We start from the raw sequence: 14,560 nt of genomic DNA, 5'->3' as shown, positions 1-14,560 counted from the left end.
CAGAATATTAGGATTAGGCGGAGCCCAAATGTCATTGGGAGGGGATATATCCAATATCCATACAAACCCGGCAGGTCTGGGTTTTTTCAGAAGATCTGAATTTAGCTTTTCCCCTTCTTTTGGGACTTGGAATACGGAATCCAATTATTTGGGTCAAATCCAGGATGACCGGACAGGGAATTTTTCCCTTCCTAACCTGAGTTTGGTAATCAGCAATCCAAAACAAGGTGCTCTGAACACCAGTGCATTTAAAGGAGGATCGTTTGGGATTAGTTTTAACAGAATGAATCATTTTAACAGTCAATTCGGTTTTTTTTCTGATGTCGAAGGTGATGTTTCCATTATTGACTATTTTCTCCAACAAGCCGATGGAATCCCAGAAAGTCAGATCGAAAATTTTGGACTTACGGGTTTGGCTTATCAGACTTTCCTTATAAACCCTATTACTGAAGATCCAGACGGAAATCCAATTAATAATCCAACCCAATATGATTCTTTTGTCCTTGGTTTTCCTTTTCAAAACGAGACGGTTACCTCTAGCGGCAGAATTAGCCAAACTTCAATTTCTTATGGTGCCAACTTCCTAAACAAGTTCTTTATAGGTGCAGGATTAGGTTTGTCATCTGTGATTTATAACTCAAGAAAAAATTATAGGGAAGTCTTCTTTGATGAACCATTATTGAACTCCACTATTGATGAAAGACTTTCAATTAGTGGATTTGGAGCCAACATCAACCTTGGAGTAATATTCAAACCTATTGACCAGTTAAACCTCGGGATCAATTTCCAATCCCCAACTTGGTATAACTTCAATGAAGAGTATGAAGCGAGAATGGTCAACAATTTTGACAACTTCTTTTTTGAGCCAGAAAACATTACACTTGGAAGAGAAGAGGCATCGACACCCATTACTATTGGTAATTATAACCTGAACACCCCTCTGAGATTAAGCGGAGGCACCACCATCTTTTTGGGGAAAAACGGATTTATCACAGCCGATATTGACTATCTGGATTATAGCAAAAGCAGAATTAATTCCAGAGATTTTAATCCAGGAGCTGATAATCAACAAATTCGGTCATTGTATGGCCAAACTTTAAATTATAGAGTCGGTGCAGAATTCAGATTTGATATTTGGAGAGTTAGAGGCGGGTATGGTTTTTACGGAGATCCTTTTGTCAACAGCGATTTTGATAGAAAAACACAGCAGTATTCAGGAGGATTTGGGGTGAGGTTAAAAACCATGTATGCTGATTTCGCATTATCCTCGACTAATTTCAGACAACTCTATAACTCTTTTCCTGTAGAAGAAGGTGGATTCAACATCGGACCATTTACAGAAATCCGAAACAATATCACTACAGGAACTCTGACATTCGGGTTCAATTTCTAAAAAATCCCATCAAGGCAGACATTAAATGTTCAGTGGAAATATCTTCTCCACTGAGCATTATTTTTGACTTCAAATAAAATGATTCACGTTGCAATAGAAGATTCTTTAATTTTAAAGTGATTTCCCCTTCATCCAATCCCACAAACATGGGTCTTTTCCCGGATTGGTCTCTAAGTAATCTTTCCTTGATTTCTTCCAAAGAAACATCGAGATAAACTGAAACTCCTTTTTGATTGATAATTTCCATATTATCGTTGAAACAGGGGGTTCCTCCACCTGTTGATAAAACAAATCCTTCGGCATAGTTCAAGACCTTTTCTAGGTAAAAAGTCTCCAATTCTCTGAATTTCCCTTCTCCTTCTGCAATAAAAATGTCTCTAATTTTTTTACCTGTCTCCCTCTCAATCAATTGGTCCAAATCTATAAATATAAAATTGAGTTCTTTGGCAATTTGCCTACCAAAAGTGGATTTTCCAGAACCGGGCATTCCAACCAATGCAATTTTTAATGGGGATTTCATTGAGCAAAAAGAATTTTTACATCCTCAGGGCTAGGGGTATTCCTATAATGGTATTTCTTAAGGACCACACCATCACGAAGGAGCATGATTCCGGGATTGGACCGCATGATAGTTTTGATAACAGTGGCATCACCCTGATAGCCCTCAATACCCCAATTCCTGGAAGATATCAAAGTTTCAATTTCATCCACTGAAGAAGCTGCCACAAGAATAGGAGAAATTCCACTTCCCTTAAGTCCTTGTACCATTTGATCAATTTCATCGAGATAGCCGGTGTTCATTTTCCCCATAAATGTCACAAAAATCACCGCTTTATTCCCTGTCAAAATACCTTGGGTAAAATCTCCTTCTTCATTCCAAACAGCAAAATCGGAAATTTTTGGAAGGGCATCCTCGTTGACAAGGACCATATCCACAAATTCATAGGATTCATCTGTTGGATATTGGTCGAGCACGACTTCCTGCCCATCCTTTTTCATAATGTAATTGTATTGTAAAGGAGCTGAAGGCTGCATTGCTGTATTGATGTCAACACCCTCTTTATAAGCCCTGAAATCAATAAATGGTAAGTTTCGGATTGCTGTAATTGCCAATACTAATGAAATGGCTAAACTGCCTCGAACTGTCCATTTGGCCCATGAATGGCCATCGTTAGAAAGGTCTTTTTTGAAAAGGAAAAGAATTCCGATCAAAATCAATAAAATCACATCTTTTGTAAATGACTCCCAAGGTGTCAATTTGATTGCATCACCAAAGCATCCACAGTCAGTCACTTTATTGAAATACGCGGAATAAAATGTCAAGAAAGTGAAAAACAAAATCATAATTCCTAAGGCCCAAACTGTAAGTCTCAGCCTTACTCCTAAGATCAACATGACTCCCAAAACGACTTCGGCAACTACCAAAAACACGGCAATTGGAAGTGCATAGTCTTTGAAGAGGTAAAAGAATGAAGCTATATCATTTGAAAACACATCAAAATATTCTTCCAATTTGATAGCAGTACCAACAGGGTCATTTACCTTGATGAGTCCTGAAAAAATGAACAGGCCTCCAACCAAAAACCTGATAATGTACAGCATGGTTTGCTTAAACATGATAATTCAATTTAATTAAACAGAAAACAGCATAGTTAATCATATCCTGGTAATTGGCTTCAATTCCCTCCGAAACCAAAGTCATTCCTTGATTATCTTCGATTTGCTTGACCCGATAAAGTTTCATCAAAATAATATCTGTCATCGAAGCGATTCTCATATCTCTCCAAGCTTCCCCATAATCATGATTCTTGTTTTCCAACAAACTTCTTGTCGCCTCTGACCAATTGTCATACAAGGGTTCAAGTTCTTCATAAGGAATCTCTAATCTTGGATCATTTTGATAGGAAATCTGAATCAAGGCGATGATACAATAATTGATAATACCAACAAACTCATCCACTATCGGATCGTTTACTTTCTGATTGCCTTTTTCCTGAATCGATCTGATTCTTTGAGCTTTGATAAAAATCTGATCAGTGATAGAAGGAAGTCTGAGGATTCGCCAAGCTGTCCCGTAATCTAGGGTTTTGTTCTTAAAGAGTTCTTTACAATGGGCGATAACTTGATTATATTCGCTGACAGTTTGCGTTTTCAATGTATTTCCTATTTTAATGATTTCTGATCTACCACCAACTTCCGCCTCCGAAGATATATTATTTCCCACAAAAATAACATTCTGCTCCAAAGGAAAGCTATTGGTTTTGGATAGACCATGGATAATGGGAATCTTAAACCTTACTCCGGATTCTTTTTTTGAAAAAAGTAGGGTGCTTACCTCCAAAGAAGGTTTTTTGAGCGTAGCGGAAAAAATGATTTCAGAGGGTGCGGACATTTTGGATATTGGAGGGTATTCAAGCAGACCAATGGCTGAGGATATTTCAGTTGAAGAAGAATTGAAAAGAACCATTTCCACTATTGAAAAAATAAAAAGGGAATTTCCTGAAATCTTGATATCAATTGATACTTTCAGATCAAAAGTTGCTGCAGAAGCAGTGGATGCAGGGGCAGATGTTGTCAATGATATTTCTGCTGGAGAACTTGATTCATCAATGATAGAGCAAGTCGGAAAGCTAAATGTCCCTTACATTGTCATGCATATGCGGGGAAATACAAGGACAGTGCAGCATCAAACAGGGTATCAGGAAATTTTAATAGAAATAATGCATTATTTTTCTAAAAAACTGAACCTATGCAGGAAAGCTGGCATTAAAGATGTATTGATTGATCCTGGATTTGGATTTTCTAAAACTTTGGACCAAAATTATTGGATTCTCAAAAATTTGGCTTATTTTAAAACAATTCAAGCTCCTATCTTGGTCGGGATCTCTCGGAAATCAATGATTTACAAAAAATTGGGAATCACGGTGGAGGAAGCTTTGAACGGTACAACAGCTCTCCATATGGCCGCACTCATTAGCGGAGCAAACATTTTGAGAGTACATGACGTGAAAGAGGCAAAAGAAACAATAAAACTATATAAAGAAATTTACCATTGACATTACTTTTCAAAATAGGATTTTTAGAAATATCCATCGTGAATATCATCGATATCACTTTGGTGAGTATCCTTATTTACCAGGTTTACAAACTATTGAGAGGCAGTGTGGCCATCAAAATATTCCTTGGATTCTTATCCATATATTTAATCTACCTCATGGTAAGCGCTCTGAGGATGGAACTGCTTTCGATAATCTTGGGTCAGTTTATGGGAGTGGGTGTCATTGCAGCGATAATCATCTTTGCTCCCGAGATCAGAAAATTCCTTCTGATAATTGGAAGGTCCTCCTTTTTATCTAATGAAAATTTCTTTCAGGAATTGCTTTTTTGGAAAAAGAGGGAAAGCAATGCATTCAATATTAATCCAATTATTGAAGCCTCAAAAAGTCTCTCAGGTACCAATACAGGAGCATTGATGGTATTGTCAAGTAATACCGAACTGAAATTTTACGCAGAAAGCGGTGATATTTTGGATGCCCAAATTTCAAAGCGTTTGCTGATCTCAATTTTTAATAAATACAGCCCCCTGCATGATGGGGCAGTTATCATATATAATGGGAAAGTTAAAGCCGCAAGATGCATTCTTCCTGTAACAGAACGCGATGTACCGGCACAGTTTGGTCTAAGGCACCGTGCAGGAATAGGAATGTCAGAAGCAACAGATACCCTGATTTTAATCATTTCAGAAGAAACGGGTCAGGTTTCCCTGGCCAAAAATGGAAAAATCCTTCACAACCTTTCTTTTCAGGAGTTACGTGAATTGATCAATGACTACCTTTCGGGCGTAGCCATCGATGAAAAATTTGAGTCAATATCAGTTTTTGAAAGGACTAAACTCAAAAAAGTTACTCCGACTAGTGCATAAAAAAAGGTCCGAAACTGAAGTTTCGGACCTTTTTTTACACTTCAAAGCAAAACTATTACTATATTTTTTTTACGTTAATAGCATTAAGGCCTTTTTTACCGTCCTTTACATCATAGGTTACTTTGTCATTTTGGGCTACTTTGTCCACCAAACCTGTGGCGTGGACAAAAACATCATTTTGAGACTCGTCATCAACGATAAATCCGAATCCTTTGGCATCGTTGTAGAATTTTACTGTTCCGGTAAGCATGATAAATATTAAGATTTTGTGGTTAAATGTCCTTTAAATGTAAATATACTAGTTGACAAAACAAAAATTTATTTTGCTAAATTGCCCTTATGAAAAAGCTTGTAATTATCAGGCATGCCAAATCTTCTTGGGATGACCCCTTTCTCAGCGACCATAGCAGACCCCTTGCGGAGAGAGGTATTAAGGATGCACCTAAGATGGCAAAGAGATTGAAGAAAGAAAAAATCTACCCTGACGCCATCATCTCCTCAGATGCGGAAAGGGCAAAAGCTACAGCAATCATAACTGCAGAAAACCTTGATTTTTCTCCAAAAAAGATTGATTTCATCAAAAACTTATACCACGGATCTGTATCACAAATATTATCTGAAATCAAAAAAACAGATGATGAAGTGAAGACATTATTTCTTATTGGACACAATCCGGGATTGAATGACACAATCTGGAAACTTGGAGGGGAAATTGATAATCTCCCAACAGCCGGGCAATTTGGTTTTAAATTTGATGTCAAAAGTTGGGAGGAAATAAATGCGAAAAATGCAAAAGTATGGTTTTTCGATTACCCAAAAAAAAATTAAACTTCTGATTAAGGTGACTTCTGAAAAGGCCTTAAAAGTTTCTTACATCTAAAATCACCCCCTCAAATTTTTCTTCATTTTCGATCAGGTATATTATTTTTTCTGCGACAAATTCGGGATTCATCAATTTCCTGTTTTCTTTAAGACCAATAAATTTTGACAAGGAGGAAAAATTATCCGGGGATGCACGTCTAATTTCTTGTTGCATTTCGGTATCGACCACACCTGGGGCAACAGCAAAAAACCTGATGCCGTTTTGGTCAATATCTGATTCATTCTGTGCTGTTTGGGTCAGCATATTCAGGGCAGCTTTTGAAGCCGAATAACCTGACCAGCCGTCTATTGCTTTGGTGGCAGCACCAGAACTAATATTTACCACTACTTTCTTCGCATCCTTCAAAGAGGAGAACTTTTTTACAAAAGCATTCATCAAAAGAAAAGGGGCGATGATATTGACCTCAAAAATTTTGCTGATACTCCGGCTTGACAATTTGCCCAAATGTGCTATTTCTCCGATCCAACCTGCGTTATTGATCAAAACCACTCTTTTAAAATCCCCCTCAGGAAAAATCTCATCCAATCTGTTTTGCAGCCCTTCCAAATCCGTCAAATCAAATGCAATATGTCTGTAATTAGGATGACTGAACTCTGACAGTGTTCTCGCAATTCCGATAATCCTGTTATGGTTTTCTAGCAACAACTGTCTGACCAAAGCCATGCCTATTCCCTTACTTGCGCCTGTGATGATAAAAAGTGATGTTGCTGACATGTCTCTAATATAAGGCATTTTCAAAAAAGCCCAATAAAAAACTCCAAGCCTCAAAGCTGTGTTGCGCTGAAGTCTGGAGTTTGAAATACGGTTTATCTAAATTCCAATTATAAAATATACTGTGAAAGGTCCCTGTTTTTAACAAGAGAAGTAAGCCTTTCCTGTACCATTTCCTGAGTGATCATGATTTTTGAATTGGCCTCAATGGTATCAGGAACTTCAAATAGGAAATCATTAAGCAAGTGACTCATCACAGTGTGTAGCCTTCTTGCACCAATATTTTCGACTTCTTCATTGATTTGAAAAGCCAATTTGGCTATCTCGCGGATGGATTCATCATTAAAGTCCAAATAGACTTCTTCAGTCTCAAACAAAGCCTGATATTGCTTGGTCAATGCATTCTTAGGCTCTTTCAATATCCTGTAGAAATCATCCTCTGTAAGGCTGTTTAATTCTACTCTTATTGGAAATCTTCCCTGCAATTCCGGAATCAAATCCGATGGTTTTGCCACATGGAATGCTCCCGCCGCAATGAATAAAACGTGGTCAGTATTGATGACACCATATTTGGTATTCACGGCACTCCCTTCTACTATGGGAAGCAAATCACGTTGAACACCTTCTCTGCTTACATCAGGTCCGGAGCCACCTTTCCCACTTTTTGAAGCGATTTTGTCTATTTCATCTATGAATATGATGCCATTGTTTTCAGCCAATCGAAGTGCCTCTTCTTTGACCTCATCAAAATCCACCAATTTGGAGGTTTCATCTTCCATCAAAATCTTACGTGCTTCGGCAATGGTTACCTTCCTTTTTTTGGTTTTTTTCGGCATCATGCCGCTGATCATGTCCTGAATTCCAGCCATGCTCGCATCATCCATCATACCGTTTCCTATCATACCAATACCGACAGGTGGACTTTGTTTGACATTGATTTCAACCTTCCGATCTTCTAATTCTCCGTTTTTCAATTTTTCTCTAAACCGGTCACGGGTTCTTTCATTCAACTCATCGTCAGGTGCTTGTTCGGGGTTAAAATCTATGGAAATAGAAGTAGAAGGACGGACAAAACCTGCAGTTTTAACCGGTGGAATGAGGATATCAAGGATGGCTTCATCTACCGCTTCTGCTGCTTTACCTTTGACTTCCTCGTTTTTCTTTTCCCTTACCAAATGAACGGATTGTTCTACAAGGTCTCGGACCATACTTTCTACATCCCTGCCTACATAGCCGACCTCAGTAAACTTAGATGCCTCTACTTTAGTAAAAGGTGCATTCGCGATTTTCGCCAACCTTCTCGCAATCTCGGTTTTTCCCACACCTGTAGATCCTATCAATAAGATGTTGTTGGGGACAATATCCTTTTGGATATCTCCTTTTACATTCATTCTTCTGATCCTATTACGAAGGGCAATAGCAACATTTCTTTTGGCATCATGCTGACCAATGATATATTTATCAAGTTCCGCGACAATTTGTTTTGGGGTCAAATCACTAAATTCATTTCTCATTTCGTTGACGATAAAACGTTCTCCATTTATTTATAAGGGGAAAATCTCTGAAAATATTGAACCCCATGTACTTTGTATATAATAGATTTATGACTTTTCTTTTGATGCACTGTCATGAAACAGATCTACAAAAAAGCATTTGGAAAATTTCCACCCTAATGCTTTAGCTTACATTCCTGTCAGGCCATTTGTCTACTATTTTCGGATTCTTTTGGAAAAGAAAAAACTATTGGATCTTCCACTTTGGATTTCATCAAGGCGATTTCAAGCACTTCCTCCACCTTATCTACAAAGTGAAATTCCACCCCTTTAATATACTCCTTGTCGATTTCTTCAATGTCTCTTCGATTATTTTTACAAAGGATGATTTCCTTGATTCCTGCTCTTTTAGCAGCAAGAATTTTTTCTTTGATTCCTCCTACAGGCATTACTTTGCCACGTAGGGTAATCTCTCCGGTCATGGCGACTTTGGATTTGACTTTCCTCTGGGTAAATATGGAAGCCATCGCCGTCAGCATAGTGATCCCGGCAGATGGGCCGTCTTTGGGAACTGCTCCTGCAGGCACGTGGATATGAAGATCATAATAGTCAAACAGCCTATCATCTATTCCTAATTTATCCGCCTTGGATTTTAGATAAGAAAGGGCAGTCATGGCTGATTCTTTCATCACCTCTCCCAATTGGCCTGAAAGCGTCAACTTCCCTTTCCCTTTACTCAAAGATGTCTCTACGAAAAGAATTTCTCCACCTACGGATGTCCAAGCCAGACCGGTTACAACACCGGCAACGCTGTTATCCTGATACATTTCCTTATCAAAAATCTCCCCTCCCAAAATTTTTCTAACCATATTGGGAGTGATTTTTTTATCATATTCCTCTTCCATGGCGATGGATTTTGCAAGGTTTCTGACCACTTTTCCAATCGCTCTTTCAAGATTTCTTACTCCGGATTCTCTGGTATAGTCTTCGATGATTTTTGCGATCGCTGCCCTGTCAAATGCGATATCCTTTGCCTTGAGCCCATGTTCCTGTCTTTGTTTTGGAATGAGGTGCTTTTTGGCAATTTCTATTTTCTCTTCAAGGGTATATCCGGTCACCTCTATGATCTCCATCCTATCCCTTAAAGCTGGCTGTATAGTATCCAGGGAATTGGCAGTAGCAATAAACAGTACTTTAGAAAGGTCATACTCCACTTCCAAATAATTATCTACGAAAGTGCTGTTTTGCTCAGGGTCCAATACTTCCAAAAATGCAGATGAAGGGTCGCCCCTAAAATCAGAACTCAATTTGTCAATCTCATCCAATACATAAACTGGATTTGAGTATTTGACTTTCTTCATGTTTTGGATAATCTTTCCGGGCATAGCCCCTACGTAAGTTTTTCGATGTCCACGGATTTCTGCTTCATCATGAAGTCCGCCTAATGACATCCTGATATATTTCCTGCCTAGTGCCGTTGCGATCGATTTACCCAAGGAGGTTTTACCAACCCCCGGAGGTCCATAAAGGCATAAAATTGGTCCTTTTAGGTCCTTTTTCAATTTCAAAACCGCAAGGTATTCAATGATTCTGTCTTTGACCTTTTCGATGCCGTGATGGTCTTTGTCCAAAATAGCCTTGGCTCTTTTCAGGTCAAAGTTATCTTCTGTGGTTTCATTCCAAGGCAGCTCAACCAACGTCTCAGCATAGTTCAATGCGATGGGGTATTCTGCTGCAGAAGGATTGATCCTAAGGATTTTATCCAGTTCCTTTTCAAAATGTTTGGCAACTTCCTTTGGCCATTTCTTCAAAAGACCTTTGGCACGAAGTTCTTCTACCTCCTTTTCGGGTCCCTCTTCTCCCAATTCCGTCTGGAGAACTTTCATCTGCTGACGGAGGAAGTAATCCCGCTGTTGTTGGTCTATGTCTGTATGGACTTTCTTTTGGATCTCGCTCTTGAGTTCGAGCATCTGTATGTCCTTCATCATAAATTCCAACAAGAGCGTAGCCCTTTCTACACCATCATTGATTTCCAAAAGTTTTTGCTTGGCTTCTACCGGAGCATTGATATTGGAAGAAAGAAAATGGGTAAGAAAAGCGGTATTGTCTATATTGTCAAGAGCCACCTGGGCTTCTCGAGGAATCTCAGGATTCAGTTGCAAAATCTTGGCCGCAGAATCCTTCAGGGATTCTTCCAAGGCCTTTATTTTTTTGCTGTTTTTTGGAAAATTCTCTTCCAAGTATTCCACTTTGGCCATAAAGTATGGGTCCTCAGTGACAGTTTCGGTGATTCGGAACCTTTTTTTACCTTGGATGATGATGGTGGTATTGCCATCAGGAAGAATGATCATTTTGATGATCTTGGCCAAAGTACCTACATGGTAAATATCGTCCCAAGATGGGTCGTCATTTTGGGCATTGATCTGCGCACAAACCCCAATGAGTTTGTCTCCTTTTTGGGCTTTTTTGACAAGTTTGATAGAACGCTGCCTTCCGACTGTAATCGGTATGACAACCCCGGGAAACAATACCGTATTGCGGACAGAAAGAATCGGGATATCAGTAGAGAAATTCTCAGGATGCTGTAGACTTTCGTCTTCATCGTCAGCGATCAGTTGTATCAAATCGCCTTCGCCGGCATAATCACCTGTTATCATCGATTGATATAATTGGTTTTCAAAATTCTTCATAAAGGACAATATGACAGACAAGCTGTCAAGTAAATAATAAAATAAAGAAGAACCCTCAATTTAAGAAGGTTCTTCAAATAAAGTCAATGAATATGCCAAGGATATTATAAGTACAAATTGGCAGGTTAATATTTGAAATAGGCAGGATCAAGTTCTACAACCACTCTTTCGAAGTTAGATGTTGAATAAATCTTTCCATTGATTCCCATTACTTGCATAGGGCTAAACCATAAATTTGAACTTACCTCACCTATGTTCTTGACAGTAGATTCTGTATATGTATCTAAATTTATTTTAATCACTTGGGCTGGGGTAAATAGAAAAGCCTCATTCCCAATTATCGGGATTATTTCAGATTCAACCGGACTTTGATTCGAAAAATTAACTATGGTGGTCCAAGTTTCCTGAAGCTGATCAAACTCTTGTAACGCGATAACATTATCCTCTCTATTTTCGACTCCGATTTGATAGAGCTTTCCCTTATACCAAAAAGATTTGAGTCTTAATGAGTAATCTTTTATCCCTGTTTGGCTGGCTAACTTTTCCCAAGATTTTGTAGAGAACTCATACCTCCACCTTTCATTCACTTCAACATAACCTTCAGCTGGAGTAATTTTAAAACCTCCTTCATAGTACAAATACCTATCAGTTGAATAAACGCTTAGCGGTTGAATAACATCTGAGGGTATTTTAGGAAGTTTGGATAAAGAATTATTGGCAGGATCAAATTCAAACATTTCCGGACTTGACTGAAAAAGAAAAACATTGTCCGCATGTCCACCCGAATATATCTTTCCGTTGGGAGACTTAAGTGTGAAAATATTGGCCAATAACACCTCTGAAAGGTTGTTTTCTGCAACCAATTCCATTTTTCTAGTAGAAGGGGTGAATTTATAAACCGAATTAACCCTAAAGAAATAACCATAATCACCCATAGAAATCCCGCCTCCAACTCCATAATCCTCTCTAAAAATTCCTTCAGGGTTAAAAAAAGGAAGAATAGGGTCCGTAAAAGTTAATCCTATTGAATTTACAGAATTCTGTCCTGAATTATTGGGATAAACCTCAATGTTTCTAGGAATATATTGGTCATTTCCTGCAGATGTCCTCAAGGTCAGACTTGTGGGTGTTACACTTTGGATTTCATAATTCAAATCCAAGCCACCAAAACTCAAACTATTCCATTCCGGATAATGAATATTAAAATTTTTACCTTTTAATGTAAACCAATCAAAAGTCCTTCTTGTAAAGACCTGATTAGGCTCAACTTCAGGGGCTTTTAACCTGAAAGAATTTGATACAATATATTTTTTACCTCTTACTGTTACATGAATCTCAGGATTGGGATCGGAAAACTTTGCTACAGGCTTAAATCTAATCTGAGACTCTGAAAAATCAACAATCGGAAGAAAGTACTCCTCACCATTTTCTAAAATGTATTTGGCTTGAACTGCCTCTGAAAGAAGGTAAGATCCTTGAATTTTTACTGTATCTTCATAATTTACATTTTGGTTTGGATCAATTTTAAAAATAGGCTGACGGAAATTCAGGGGATATTCCAAGGCTAAAACTTTTCCGGCAACTGATATTTCAATGTCATACAGCCCCTCAATCGCCTGTTTTTCTCCAAATGAAAATATTTCCGGAATTACCAATGAAAAACCCGATTCCGACACCTCAAGCACCTTTGCAGGGGATCCTTGAATTGTGGCTCTATAATTACCGAGTATTTTGCTAAAGCCACTTCCTTTTACTGTAATCGTATCTCCAAAATAGACAGAAGAAGGAGCTACGATCTCCGAAAACAAAAATCCCAATGAACCTTTACTTATAAAATCAATCACTTTGGAATAAACTATCCCCTTTGAAGTTTTAATAAATGCAGCTACCCAATACTTTTGACCAAGTTTCATCGAATGGGTTCCTTTCAGCTCGAAAGTAGATCCAGGTTTCCCAGTTTGACTTACCATATCATCTTTATCAACTTTCGGTAAGGACGATGAACTATATACAAAGCCATATTCCAAAATTTCATCCGAACCAAAATCGAATACATTAGCAGCAAACTGAACTCCCTCACTATCCAATTCTTGGATGTAGGCAACACTAAACCTCGGATTTGTGGCTGGCTTGACATCTTCTTCCTTTTGACAGGAGTATAGGACCGAAACTCCTAATACCAACAATGCTATAATTCTTGCTTTCATAATTTTTTCAACTTAAAAACGTAAACCAATAAGTAGGGAACTGACCATCCTATCATAGATCACCACGTTGAAAGGAAGGCTTACGCTCATCACTTCCGGATTTTGGGTAATCTGAAACTCTGCTACCAAGGCGAGTTTTTTGCTTAAGTTGATGACACTCCCGAGCTTTGCAACAGGACTGACAAACCTTCTTTTGATATCGGTCAATGGTTCTTCGTAAAGCGTAGTGATTCCGGTTGAATTCAATGTCTGGTCAATGATGGAAAATTGACTTTCGATCCTATTATAATTGGACACAACCCCCAATCCGATATAGGAATCGACATTCCCCATTCTGATCCAGGTATAGTTGATGGTTACAGGGACCATGATGGTGCTTGCAGCATAATTCTCGGTAGCTGTCATGTATTGCTCGTTGGAAACATATTCTGAGAGGACTGTATTGTCTTGCCTCAGATAGGCAATAGAAACATCCATAGACAACCTTGGCCATTTCCGGAACTGATGTGCTTTGACTCCTATCTGAAAAATGGGGAAAACACTTGTTTCAAAAGCATCTTTCCTGTTGCCGGTAATAATAGACGGAGTGAGTACGATAGAGGACATCCCCGCAGAAATCACAGGAGAAATCCTGGTAAATGGCTCCTTCTTAAAATGAAGCTCGTATGCCAGGTTTTCGCAAAGGTGATACTTTGACAATATTGAAATGAAATTATATTCCTCATATTTTGAATTGAAAATATCCTGATATAATTCATCGGTACAATTTCCCGCCATCAACATATTCAGGGTGGCAATGTAGGGTCTTTTGAGTTCGCTAAATTCCTTCCCATTTATTTCCTCTTTCTCATAGCGTGCCACAAGCTCCACAATTTCAGAACCCTTGTCGATATAAAAAATATTTCTGCTTCGGAGCAAGGTGAGTTTGCCCGAAATCAAAACCTGGACAAATTCAGCTTCATTTCTTTCGGGTAATTTTTTTACCAAATACAACCAACCATTATCAAAACCAAATCCTGCTATATCAGTCGGAGAAAGCATTTTTGACTTTTCACCGGGTTTTGAAAAGCGGATTTTATCATAAGATTCATAGTCAAATTTCTTTTCAATTTTTCCATTCACTTTGGAACCATCAAGTGTGATGATATAATCCCCCGATTGGGCATTGGCAGGATGGGCAAATGAAAATAGGCATAATGCCAAAAACAAAATTAAGGAGAGTCTTTTTCTCATAAAAGGGCAATTAGGCGATCAACCGAAC

At 38.4% G+C, this 14,560-nt stretch carries 13 protein-coding genes; 4 read left to right on the top strand and 9 right to left on the bottom strand.

Going from position 1 to position 14,560, the window contains the following annotated elements; translation table 11 throughout:
• A partial coding sequence (locus tag ACZFYI_RS06640) for an OmpP1/FadL family transporter (RefSeq protein ID WP_462523340.1) occupies nucleotides 1-1,393 on the top strand: 1,393 nt, incomplete at its 5' end.
• Here the strand turns inward: ACZFYI_RS06640 and ACZFYI_RS06635 are convergent.
• The 3 genes from ACZFYI_RS06635 to ACZFYI_RS06625 are packed head-to-tail and all read right to left on the bottom strand — an operon-like array spanning nucleotide 1,383 to nucleotide 3,548.
• The gene (locus ACZFYI_RS06635) at nucleotides 1,383-1,913 is read right to left on the bottom strand and encodes a shikimate kinase (protein ID WP_462523339.1); all 531 of its coding nucleotides are present in this window, start codon (nucleotides 1,911-1,913) and stop codon (nucleotides 1,383-1,385) included. The two genes, ACZFYI_RS06640 and ACZFYI_RS06635, sit on opposite strands and share 11 nt — an antisense overlap.
• A complete protein-coding gene (locus ACZFYI_RS06630; RefSeq protein WP_462523338.1) occupies nucleotides 1,910-3,010 on the bottom strand; it encodes a BT_3928 family protein in 1,101 nt (366 codons plus the stop codon). Before ACZFYI_RS06630 ends, ACZFYI_RS06635 begins: the two co-directional genes overlap by 4 nt.
• Nucleotides 3,003-3,548: a DUF1599 domain-containing protein gene (locus tag ACZFYI_RS06625; RefSeq protein ID WP_462523337.1), complete on the bottom strand. Its 546-nt coding sequence runs from the start codon at nucleotides 3,546-3,548 to the stop codon at nucleotides 3,003-3,005. The genes ACZFYI_RS06630 and ACZFYI_RS06625 overlap by 8 nt, the downstream gene beginning before the upstream one ends.
• A 16-nt stretch (nucleotides 3,549-3,564) precedes the next feature.
• On the opposite strand from ACZFYI_RS06625, the gene folP reads away from it, so the two are divergent.
• On the top strand, nucleotides 3,565-4,449 hold the full coding sequence (gene folP / locus ACZFYI_RS06620; RefSeq protein WP_462523336.1) for a dihydropteroate synthase: 885 nt from the start codon (nucleotides 3,565-3,567) through the stop codon (nucleotides 4,447-4,449).
• Entirely contained in the window at nucleotides 4,446-5,315 is an 870-nt protein-coding gene (gene cdaA / locus ACZFYI_RS06615; protein ID WP_462523335.1) for a diadenylate cyclase CdaA, read from the top strand. The genes folP and cdaA overlap by 4 nt, the downstream gene beginning before the upstream one ends.
• Before the next feature lie 58 nt (nucleotides 5,316-5,373).
• On the opposite strand, the gene ACZFYI_RS06610 is transcribed toward cdaA, so the two are convergent.
• Complete coding sequence (locus ACZFYI_RS06610) at nucleotides 5,374-5,565, bottom strand: cold-shock protein (protein WP_462523334.1); 192 nt, start codon at nucleotides 5,563-5,565, stop codon at nucleotides 5,374-5,376.
• An 89-nt stretch (nucleotides 5,566-5,654) separates the two neighbouring features.
• On the opposite strand from ACZFYI_RS06610, the gene ACZFYI_RS06605 reads away from it, so the two are divergent.
• The gene (locus ACZFYI_RS06605; RefSeq protein WP_462523333.1) at nucleotides 5,655-6,143 is read left to right on the top strand and encodes a SixA phosphatase family protein; all 489 of its coding nucleotides are present in this window, start codon (nucleotides 5,655-5,657) and stop codon (nucleotides 6,141-6,143) included.
• A 31-nt stretch (nucleotides 6,144-6,174) separates the two neighbouring features.
• Here ACZFYI_RS06605 and ACZFYI_RS06600 read toward each other — a convergent pair whose 3' ends face one another.
• From ACZFYI_RS06600 to ACZFYI_RS06580, 5 genes are all read right to left on the bottom strand, one after another.
• Nucleotides 6,175-6,912, bottom strand: a complete 738-nt coding sequence (locus tag ACZFYI_RS06600) for an SDR family NAD(P)-dependent oxidoreductase (RefSeq protein WP_462523332.1) — start codon at nucleotides 6,910-6,912, stop codon at nucleotides 6,175-6,177.
• Nucleotides 6,913-7,019: 107 nt separating this feature from the next.
• The gene (hslU, locus tag ACZFYI_RS06595; protein WP_462523331.1) at nucleotides 7,020-8,423 is read right to left on the bottom strand and encodes an ATP-dependent protease ATPase subunit HslU; all 1,404 of its coding nucleotides are present in this window, start codon (nucleotides 8,421-8,423) and stop codon (nucleotides 7,020-7,022) included.
• Between the two features lie 179 nt (nucleotides 8,424-8,602).
• Nucleotides 8,603-11,092, bottom strand: coding sequence for an endopeptidase La (gene lon / locus ACZFYI_RS06590; protein WP_462523330.1), 2,490 nt, complete (start codon nucleotides 11,090-11,092; stop codon nucleotides 8,603-8,605).
• Between the two features lie 125 nt (nucleotides 11,093-11,217).
• Nucleotides 11,218-13,299 (bottom strand): IPT/TIG domain-containing protein, encoded by a 2,082-nt coding sequence (locus ACZFYI_RS06585; RefSeq protein WP_462523329.1) that lies wholly within the window; start codon nucleotides 13,297-13,299, stop codon nucleotides 11,218-11,220.
• Between the two features lie 12 nt (nucleotides 13,300-13,311).
• Complete coding sequence (locus tag ACZFYI_RS06580) at nucleotides 13,312-14,532, bottom strand: hypothetical protein (protein WP_462523328.1); 1,221 nt, start codon at nucleotides 14,530-14,532, stop codon at nucleotides 13,312-13,314.
• Nucleotides 14,533-14,560: the final 28 nt, after the last annotated feature.

This window comes from Aquiflexum sp. (assembly GCF_977115555.1).
Note: the sequence above shows the minus strand (reverse complement) of the source record. Positions and strands in the feature narration are given on the sequence as shown.

Bases quoted from the DNA above. Each gene is read 5' to 3' on its own strand.
- ACZFYI_RS06635 (WP_462523339.1), bottom strand. From the start codon at position 1,913: ATGAAATCCCCATTAAAAATTGCATTGGTTGGAATGCCCGGTTCTGGA.
- ACZFYI_RS06630 (WP_462523338.1), bottom strand. From the start codon at position 3,010: ATGTTTAAGCAAACCATGCTGTACATTATCAGGTTTTTGGTTGGAGGC.
- folP (WP_462523336.1), top strand. From the start codon at position 3,565: ATGATTTCTGATCTACCACCAACTTCCGCCTCCGAAGATATATTATTT.
- ACZFYI_RS06610 (WP_462523334.1), bottom strand. From the start codon at position 5,565: ATGCTTACCGGAACAGTAAAATTCTACAACGATGCCAAAGGATTCGGA.
- ACZFYI_RS06605 (WP_462523333.1), top strand. From the start codon at position 5,655: ATGAAAAAGCTTGTAATTATCAGGCATGCCAAATCTTCTTGGGATGAC.
- ACZFYI_RS06600 (WP_462523332.1), bottom strand. From the start codon at position 6,912: ATGTCAGCAACATCACTTTTTATCATCACAGGCGCAAGTAAGGGAATA.
- hslU (WP_462523331.1), bottom strand. From the start codon at position 8,423: ATGAGAAATGAATTTAGTGATTTGACCCCAAAACAAATTGTCGCGGAA.
- lon (WP_462523330.1), bottom strand. From the start codon at position 11,092: ATGAAGAATTTTGAAAACCAATTATATCAATCGATGATAACAGGTGAT.
- ACZFYI_RS06585 (WP_462523329.1), bottom strand. From the start codon at position 13,299: ATGAAAGCAAGAATTATAGCATTGTTGGTATTAGGAGTTTCGGTCCTA.
- ACZFYI_RS06580 (WP_462523328.1), bottom strand. From the start codon at position 14,532: ATGAGAAAAAGACTCTCCTTAATTTTGTTTTTGGCATTATGCCTATTT.